Source organism: Streptomyces sp. rh34, from assembly GCF_002551245.1.
In the GTDB taxonomy this organism is placed as follows: Bacteria; Actinomycetota; Actinomycetes; order Streptomycetales; family Streptomycetaceae; genus Streptomyces.
In genome coordinates this window covers 1-446 of sequence record NZ_NTGZ01000609.1, presented here as the reverse complement: position 1 = coordinate 446, position 446 = coordinate 1, and the positions used below count along the sequence as shown (strand labels likewise).

The following is a 446-nucleotide window of genomic DNA, read 5'->3' as shown; positions in this document are numbered from 1 at the left end:
CAGCCCGCTCAGAGATGTGTATAAGAGACAGGCCGTACGCCGCGCTGGTGCGCCAGCCCGGCGGCGCGGCCGGGCCCGCTGAGGTCGGCGTGGAGCCCGATCGTGTACGTGGGCGGTGAGCCGGAGCCCGACGCGGAGCCGGCGGACCGCCGCCCGGCGAGCCACGCCGCGGTGGAGCCGCCGGTGACCACGACGGCCCCGGCGGCACCGGCGATCAGGAGCCTCCGCCGCGTGAGTCCCGCCGCCGACGGTGCTGCTTCGTCGTCGTCCGCAACGAGGGTGGCGGGCAGCGGCTCGGGGTCCGGCAGCGCGAGGGCGGCCGCGGAACGTTCGGCGATCAGCGCGGAGAGCCCGGGCAACGCAAACCAGGACTCCGGGGGCGGGGCGGCGTCCGGCTCCACGGCCGGAGTCCCGCCCGGTGCGGCCTCGGCAGCCGCCTCCGGAGC

At 78.0% G+C, this 446-nt stretch carries 1 pseudogene; it reads right to left on the bottom strand.

Features of this window, described 5'->3' with window-relative positions:
* Positions 1-8: 8 nt before the first annotated feature.
* Positions 9-446 (bottom strand): annotated as a pseudogene (locus tag CR470_RS38450) (bifunctional serine/threonine-protein kinase/ABC transporter substrate-binding protein); the annotation flags it as partial.